The organism is Bradyrhizobium sp. NAS80.1 (assembly GCF_001908205.1).
Taxonomy (GTDB): domain Bacteria; phylum Pseudomonadota; class Alphaproteobacteria; order Rhizobiales; family Xanthobacteraceae; genus Bradyrhizobium.
This window is the reverse complement of the sequence record NZ_LGHL01000093.1, coordinates 25,590-34,000: the sequence shown is the minus strand read 5'-3', so window position 1 is coordinate 34,000 and position 8,411 is coordinate 25,590. Positions and strand designations below refer to the sequence as shown.

At 63.4% G+C, this 8,411-nt stretch carries 4 protein-coding genes and 1 pseudogene; 1 reads left to right on the top strand and 4 read right to left on the bottom strand.

The features are described 5' to 3' along the window. Positions 1–1,340: 1,340 nt before the first annotated feature. The 3 genes and pseudogenes from AC629_RS21330 to AC629_RS21320 form a co-directional block, all read right to left on the bottom strand. On the bottom strand, positions 1,341–2,864 hold the full coding sequence (locus AC629_RS21330) for an AMP-binding protein (protein ID WP_084806959.1): 1,524 nt from the start codon (positions 2,862–2,864) through the stop codon (positions 1,341–1,343). Positions 2,865–3,009: 145 nt separating this feature from the next. Beyond that, positions 3,010–4,129, bottom strand: a pseudogene (locus AC629_RS21325) (DUF5938 domain-containing protein). 37 nt (positions 4,130–4,166) lie between these two features. After that, the gene (locus AC629_RS21320) at positions 4,167–4,982 is read right to left on the bottom strand and encodes an SDR family NAD(P)-dependent oxidoreductase (RefSeq protein WP_084806958.1); all 816 of its coding nucleotides are present in this window, start codon (positions 4,980–4,982) and stop codon (positions 4,167–4,169) included. A 361-nt stretch (positions 4,983–5,343) separates the two neighbouring features. Between AC629_RS21320 and AC629_RS21315 the strand changes: the two genes are divergently transcribed. Further along, complete coding sequence (locus AC629_RS21315; RefSeq protein ID WP_245331947.1) at positions 5,344–5,943, top strand: TetR/AcrR family transcriptional regulator; 600 nt, start codon at positions 5,344–5,346, stop codon at positions 5,941–5,943. A gap of 94 nt (positions 5,944–6,037) precedes the next feature. Here the strand turns inward: AC629_RS21315 and AC629_RS21310 are convergent, their stop codons facing one another. Next, positions 6,038–8,350, bottom strand: coding sequence for an autotransporter outer membrane beta-barrel domain-containing protein (locus AC629_RS21310; protein ID WP_143199323.1), 2,313 nt, complete (start codon positions 8,348–8,350; stop codon positions 6,038–6,040). Positions 8,351–8,411 lie beyond the last annotated feature (61 nt).

The window sequence follows — 8,411 nt, the reverse complement described above, 5'->3', positions numbered from 1 at the left end:
GAAATGCACAAGCAAAACGGAAACCGCCGGCACCCCGTACCAAAAGAAACCGCCGAAACTCAAAAGCCAAGCTCGCCCCAAGTCAGAAACGAGTTTTGCAACACAATCCCCCGGTAAGCGGACCTCAATTAGATCTGCCGGTACGTCGCTGATGGGCCCAGATGCGGACACTCCGACACACGTCAAAGTGACAATGCTGCGCGTCATCCGGGTTCACACGCCATGGCGACAACACTTGCAGTCGCTCACGTCCACCGTGAGAGACCGGACTTGCGCCGTGCCGACGCATTCGGAAATAATTCTGATCTCGCTGTCATGCTGGTGCGAATACAGTCTGTCGAAATCCGACAGCGTCATATCCCGATTTAGAGTACCTTAAGGTCTCTCGTTCATATTGAGGGTTCGATGGTGCCATCGGCACGGCGGATGCCCGGTACCGTCTGGATGCCTATCTAACGCTCTCGAATAGAGCCTTCTATCAAAGCCAGCGCGACTTACAGACCTTCCGGGGGCCTGCCTCATGGGGCGGAGACGCGCGTCGACTTATCAAACCCAACGCAAACTGCTGATTATTCGCGAATGGCGGCGTTGGCTTCAGGCTCGGCCAATCGATCGTGGGGCAGTCACCGCCCGCGATACTTTGAGTTTCTTTTGCGAACTACAGGACAAGCGCTCCCCGCTCCTGAAATTTCATGCGAGGGGGCGAGACAAGTGGGAAATCATCAACGGCTGGTTGCTGGCTTGCGGCCAGCATGAGGACGGACAATGCCCGCAGTCTTAGACCCGGAAGAGATTGTGGTCTTGGCCAACCACGGAGTGATGAGACTGCGCTCTGCGGTCGCGAGAGCGATGGCGTTGCTGCCCGAAGATCGCGATGTGGCGATAATAATCCGAAAGGGCCAACTGTCGCAGTCGATCCTCAATTTCAAGCAGATAATGCAGCTTGCGGCGCGGTGGGAGCACGCGGAGCAGCCCGGACCTCCGGGGACGGTCTCTCCGGGTCCGCAGCCATCTGGCGGCCGCGCGGCTGAATAGGAAGCTTCCGGGCCCCACTGAGGCGAACCCGTTCTCTACCCGCACCGAACCTGGACATTTGGGAGATATTCGACCCGCTGTGTCCCACGCAGTTTGTGCCACTAGCATAGGTTGCCTTTGTCCGCTTCGGGTCCAAGACCGGCAAATCCCCGATCCCGATCAAGCGTAAGATTTCTGCTTAACCTCAAAAGCCGACATCTGCGCCTTTGCGAGTACACGCTCTGGCTTAAGCCGCCGACGCGGACGGCGGCGCGAGCACCGAACAAATCGCCTGCGCGTGGCGCGAGGCGCGCAGGCAAGCTCGATCAGGTCAGTCGCGCGCGGATATCGGGTTTCAGGACCTTGCCGACCTTGGAACGCGGAAGATCGTCCCAGACTTCGATCTGCTTCGGCGTCTTGACGCTGCCGATCTGTCCCTTGACGAAGGCGGCGAGCGCCACTGGGTCAATCCGATGGCCGGTCCGCGGCTGCACCACGGCCACGATCCGTTCGCCCCACTTCGGATCAGGCAGCCCGATGACCGCACAATCCTGCACCGCCTCGTGGGCGCGCAACGCGTTCTCGACCTCGATCGAGTAGACGTTGAAGCCACCGGTGATGATCATGTCCTTGGCGCGATCGACGATGTAGAGATAGCCGTCGCCGTCGATATAACCGATGTCGCCGGTGTGGTGCCAGCCATGCGCCGAGACCCCGGCGGTCGCTTCCGGATTCCTGTAATAGCCCTCCATGACGAGCGAACCGCGCACCACGATTTCGCCGCGCGACCCGGTCGGCAGCAGATTGCCATCGCCGTCCATGATGCCGGCGGTCACCAGCGGGCTGATCCGTCCGGCGGAGGCGAGGCGCTCTCGTGCGATGCTGCCGTCCGGATTGTAATGCCCGTCGGGCGGCAACATCGAGATCATCATCGGCGCCTCGGTCTGACCGAATAGCTGGGCCATCGGCCCGATCCGCTGCAAGGCTTCCTCCAACCGCGCAGCGGATATCGGAGCGGCGCCGTACCAGAAGCACTGGAGCGAGGAAAGATCGCTTGAGGCGAGCTGCGGATGGTCCAGCAGCATGTAGATCACGGTCGGCGGCAGGAATGTGTGGGTGACGCGATGGCGCGCGATCAGCGTCAGGAACTCGCCGATATCAGGGTGATACATGATCACGATGCGCCCGCCGAGCGTCATGATCGGAAAGCAGAGTACGCCGGCGGCATGCGTCAGCGGCGCCAAGGCAAGATAGACGGGCCGGCCTCTGAACGGGTAGCCCATGAGCGTCAACGCGGTCATCGCCTCGATGTTGCGCCCGGAGAGCATCACACCCTTCGGCTTGCCGGTGGTGCCGCCGGTGCCCGGTAGCATCACGAGATCGTCGACCGGCTCACGTCGATAGAAATCGTCGGCAAGGCCATCGAGCCAGCGCTCGAAGGAGGGCGCGAACGGCAGTTCGCGATCGAGACAGACCAGCACGCGCAGCTTGGGCAGTTCATGCCGCACCGCCTCGACCATTGCGGCGAAGCTCGAATGAAACAGCAACAGGCTGCAATCGAACTGATCGAGAATGAACCTGTTTTCGGCAGCCTCGTTGCGCGGATTGATCGGACACCACACCGCGCCGGCGCGCGAAATGCCGAACACGCAACTGAAGGCGAGCGGATCGTTGCCCGACAGGATCGCGACCTTTTCGCCGGGCGCAATGCCTGACCGGTCGAGCCCGCGCGCAATGCGGTAGCTCAGCCGCTGCACCTCGCCATAGCTGAGATCGCGTCCGTCCATCGTGAGGCACGGCGCCTCAGTACCGAGCGAGACGCCTTTGTCCAGATAATCGGTGAAGCGCATGATCGTCCCTCATGTGGCGGGTGACGCCGCTAAAGCGCGACGAGATGAATCGTCATCGCGCTTTAGGTTATTGTTTGAGCATGATCTTTTCGGAAACCGCTTCGCACTTTTCCGGATCATGCTTTAGGCGTCACCCGCCGGCGTTTCAATCTTGTACCGTCAGGATCGGCTTGCTGACGAGTCCGAAGCTGCGCAACTGTCCGAGCAGCTCACGGTGGCCGAATGCCTGGCACCCGGACGCGAATCCGGTACGCCGCGGCGCCTGTTGCAGCAGCGAAAACGCCGCATAGGCCTGCAGCATGCCGGTTTGCTTGTAGTTGCAGTTGCCGTGGATCACGCACTGGGCGCGACCGAGCGGACCGGAGGCGTGGACCGAATCGATCGACGTGTTGACCCGTGGATTCTCGCGCGGTGGCATCGAGGCCTGCAGGGTGGCAGCGATATCCGCCAGCGCCTTCTCCTGCTCCGCGGGCGGCAGTGGCTTGATCTTCTCTTTCACCATCTGCGTGGTCTGCACCACGCCCTCCATCACGGGACGGGAGAGAACGCCACCGAGCACACGGCAGTTGCTCACGCGCGGATCGTTCTTGAACCAGACCGGGTGCGCGGTCCCGCCCCAGGGCACCGCGATCGCGGTCTCGTGCTGGCCGGGGACGACGACGTCCGCACGCGCGGTGACGTCCCATTCGACATACTTGTTCTGTTCGAGATAGTACCAGTTGGCCTTGAGAATGGTGAAGATCGTCTGCGTCGAGGCGTAGGTCGGAAGGCCCTTCCAGAACACCAGGATGTCGAGCGTATCCAGGCCCGGCGTCTCCAGGCAGATGTTGGCGGCGATTTCGCCGGTCGTGTACATCTGCGCGAGATTGGGCGACAGCAGAAGGCCCCTTTCGGCGAATTTGGCGCCCCAGCGCTCCTGTGCCTGCAACACCCAATCCTGTTCGCCCGTCGTATCGGTGTAGTGACATCCGGCCTGCAGCGCCGCTTCCAAGACCTCCGATCCGTATTTGATGAACGGGCCGACCATGTTGCTGACCACCCTGCTTCCCCTGAACAGTTTCGTCAGCGCCTCGACATTGTGCTCGACACCGACGATCTCGTAGTCGGCGGTCTCGATGCCCGGGATTTTCTCCACCACCGCCTTCACCTTGGCGGCGTCGCGGCGGCGCGATGAAGGGGATGTTGTATTCGCGTAAGTATTCGCAGACCAGGCGCCCGGTGTAGCCGGACACGCCGTAGACGACGACGGGCTTCTTCTCGCTCATGGCGATTCTCCGAAATGGTTGTCGTTGGGTTGCGGGCTTACATGCCCATGCCGCCGTCGACCGGCAGGCCGATGCCGGTGATGAAGCGGGCATCGTTTGAGCACAGGAACACGGCAGCGTCGGCGATGTCGCCGACCTCGGCGAGCTTGCCGAGCGGCGTCTGTTCCACCACCGAGCCGACCGCGGCATTGACGTCGGGCGCCAGCCCGATCTTCACGATGTCATTGGCAAGCTGCATGCCCATGTCGGTCGGGATCAGCCCGGGATAGATGCAGTTGACACGTACGCCATAGCCGAGCTTGCCGGCTTCCATCGCGCCAACCCGCGTCATGCGATCGACCGCCGATTTGGTGCCGGAATAAACGGCGATGCTCGGGAAGGCGATCGTCGCCGCGACCGAGGCGATGTTGACGATCGCGCCGCCCTTGCCGGCGAGCCCGCCCGGACGCATCGCGCGAAATGCGTGCTTCATTCCGAGCACCGTGCCGACGATGTTGACGTCGCACATCCGGCGCGCGTCTTCAGCTTTGATCTCGCTGACCAGCGAGGTGATCTCGATGCCGGCGTTGTTGATCAGGATGTCGTAGCCGCCGAGTGTCGCGACCGTCGCGGCAACAGCTTTTTCCCATTGCGCGTCGTCGGTGACGTCGAGATGTATGAAGCCGGTCTTCACGCCGGCCTTCTCGCCGGCCTTGGCGATCTCGGCCGCGGTGGCCTGGCCTGCGTCATCGAGGATGTCGCCGATCATGACGGCTGCACCAGATCGCGCCAAAGCATGCGCAATGGCGGCCCCGATCCCGCGGGCCCCGCCGGTGATCAGGGCTTTCCGGCCGTCAAGATTCTTCTCACTCATCGTACGTCCTCCCTTGGCTGATTTCTTGGCTGATCTGTTGGCTGATGATCGGCTTGGTGCGTGCTGCGATCGGCAGCACAGTGCCGGCAGGCTGCCGCCGCAACGGCGCAACGGCAGGCAAGTCCGTTCCGGCGGCGCGACGCCGGCGGTTGCATTTCCTCCGCTTGTCAGACAGTCTTGACGACTGTCCAAATTCTTGTTGCGCAGCGTCGTCCCGATGCTTGACAGTTGTCAAGGTAAAAGTTTGACAGTTGTCAAAGAGGATGGTCTCTAGGCGATGGACCACGACATGATCGTCGTGACGAAGAGACGGAGGAAAGGCGCGAAAATGGCGCGGCGAGCGACAGGAGCGGCCCAGCGCGTGGCCGTGGCAGAGGTGCCGCGGGACGAGAAGTTCAACGCGCGGCGGATCGAGCTTGCGGAAGCAGCGCTCGAAACCCTGGGTGAGCTTGGCTTCGCGCGCACCAGCCTGCGCGAGATCGCGCAGAATTCGGCCTTCACGCACGGCGTGTTTCACTACTACTTCAGCGACAAGCTCGACCTGATCTGCTGCTGCGTCCGGCACTACAAGGCGAAGTGCGTAACGCGATATGACGAGGTGGTCGTCTCGGCACGGAGCCGCGAGGAGCTGACCGAGGGATTTCTGGCCAAGCTCGCGGCGACGCTCGAGACCGAAGCCGCAATGCACCGGCTCTGGTATGACTTGCGCTCGCAGGCGATGTTCGAGCCGGCATTTCGCAAGGACGTGCTCGAGATCGACAAGAGCCTGGAAGCAATGATCTGGCGCGTCGCGTCGCGCTATGCCGAACTGAGCGGCAGGCAACCGGTCTCGTCCCCGGCTGCGCTCTATGCGCTATTCGACGGCCTGTTTCAGAGCGCGTTGCTCAGGCACCTCGCCAACGACAAGAAGGCCGTTCCCGAACTGCTTGCCGAGGTACGACGTCTGCTGCCAACGATCTGAGCTGATCCGCAGCTTTGCTGTGAAGGCATATACATGCCCGGGGATGAGGACATCCCCGATCAATGATCCCGTCTCCGCTCTGCGGGGGGGCCTCTCAGAACGCCACCCGCAGCCCGCCGCGCGCGCTGACGACGGTGCTCGAATCCGACATGCCGATCGCCTCGGCGGCGCCGAAGAACGAGACGCCCTTGCGCGTGCGCCATTCGAATCCGCCGCCGCCCAGGACGCCCGCCACGTTGTTCTTCCCCGGCGTGATGAACGGCAGGCTCGCGCCGAGCAGCACCGTATTGACCGTGACGTCGCCAAGCCGTTCGATGCCGAGCGCGCCCACGTAGACGTTGGTGAGCAGGAGATCAGGTCCAACCGGCGTCGCGCGCGTCAGCTTCAACTCGCCGCGCTCCTCGATGTTCTGGATCGTGCGGCCCGCGACCGTCAGCGGTGCGGTCGCGCCGGCCTCGGTATATCCGTCGAAAAAGCCCGCCACGTAGCGCACCCCGAATGATGGCGTAAGCGTGTATTGCGACCACAGCGGAACATTGACGGAGTATTTCGCTTCCGGGCTCACATACGAACTGTTGTAGCTGGCGGTCGCGACCTCGAGGCCGAGATTGTTGTTGACCGTGCGCGAGACCGCGTTGGTGCCGGTGCCGCCGTGCAGCGCGACCTCGAGCGTCGAGGGGGCGCCGAAGGACGTGAACGCATAACGGCCGTAGAGGCCGCCGAACCCGGTGTCGGTCCTGGTATTGCCGGCGCCCTTGTCGAGCGAGAGGACGGTCTGCCCGCCGCCAACGAAAGCCCCGAGCCGCAGGTCGGGCTGCGCCAGCAGGTCGAAGCCGACCGCGCCGCCCGCGAACGTCGTGCTCGAGCGCAGCAGCACGCCGTCAGCATCTTGCGCGTGCTGGCCGGCGAAGCCGCGCGCCCACACGCTGCGGCCGTCGGCGGTCACCACGGTCGGGCTCTTGAACAGAATGGCGTCGTTCGCATAGGCGAGCGCCGGGATCCCCGCGAAGGCGTCGACGCGCTGGGCAATCGAGTCATCAGGCGCGAAGGCTGAGGAGAGCGGCCCGTTTTGTGCCGCGCCGGTGCCGCCGAGCGAGCCGAGAATGCCCGAAATGCTGCGGGTGAAATCCATCAGGGTGCGATCGGCCATCGCGAAGGGAGTCGGATCGAGCGTAGCGATCTGGTTTCCGCGAACGACGAATGGCGCGTCGCCGGAGCCGTTGATCGTGCCGGTGAAGTTGTCCAACGTCACCAGCCAGGAGGCGTCGCGGCCGGCAGTGAAGTTCACCACGTCCGCGCCGCCGCCCATGTTGATCGCGCCGATGATGCGCGAGCCCGGCAGCAGCGTCAGCGTGTCGTCATTGCCCGAGAACTGCAGCGCGGTGCCGCCCGTGCCGATGATGGTGCCGGAATTGGTGACGTTGGCGCCGAAGAACGTTGAGGCGATGCCGACATTGCCGCTGATGGTGCCGGAATTGGTCACGGTGGTGAGGGCCGAGAAAATGCCGTAAGCCCCGCCCGAGATGATGCCGGTATTGTTCACGGTCGCGGCGACGCTGGTTATGCCGGTGCTCCCGCCCGAGATGCTGCCGGAGTTGGTCACGACGGCAGCACCAGAGGTATTAATGCCGGTGTCGCCGCCCGAGATGGTGCCCGAGTTGGTCACGGTGGCGGCGAATAGGGATGTAATACCGTAGGTCCCGCCCGAAACGGTGCCGGTATTGGTCACGGTCGCGTTGAAGACGCCGACGATGCCCGCGCCCGACGCGCCCGTGATGGTGCCGGAATTGCTCACGATAGCGTTGGCCGCGCCGATACCCGAGCCAGAGCTCCCGATGGTGCCGGAATTGGTCACGGTGGCGGTGGCGCCGACGATGCCCGCGAACCCGCCCCAGATGGTGCCGGTATTGGTTACGGTGGCGGCGGTGATGCCCGAGATGCCGACGTTTCCAGCCGAGATGGTGCCGGAACTGGCCACGGTAACGGTGGTGTTGGCGATGATGCCGTTGCTCGACGCCGAGATGGTGCCCGAATTGGTCACGGTAGCGCTGCTGGCGACGATGCCCGCGCCGAATAAACTGGAGATGGTGCCGGAATTGATCACGGTGGCGGTGCCGGCGGTAATGCCCGCGCCGAAATAATCGGAGATGGTGCCCGAATTGGTCACGGTAGCGGTGACGGCGCTGATGCCCGCGCCGAAATCACTGTGGATGGTGCCCGAATTGACCACGGTAACGGTGTCGGCGAAGATACCGAAGCTCGTACCTGTAACGCTGGCGCCCGACAGCACGTTGACCGTCAGGTTGGTCTCGGCACCCGTACCATAGCCGTAGCCTGGGGGGTCCGCGCTGGTTCCGGGCGCGCCGTCGCCCTGGTTAATGGTCGCGCCAGTGCAAGTGGCAATCACGCCGCTCGCGGCGGCAGGGTCGCAGGCCGCACGAGCCGCGGGAGAAGACCCGATCAATGCC

What these genes read in the sequence shown, in the direction of transcription:
- AC629_RS21320 (WP_084806958.1), bottom strand. Translation starts at nt 4,982, where the DNA reads ATGAGTGAGAAGAATCTTGACGGCCGGAAAGCCCTGATCACCGGCGGG.
- AC629_RS21330 (WP_084806959.1), bottom strand. Translation starts at nt 2,864, where the DNA reads ATGCGCTTCACCGATTATCTGGACAAAGGCGTCTCGCTCGGTACTGAG.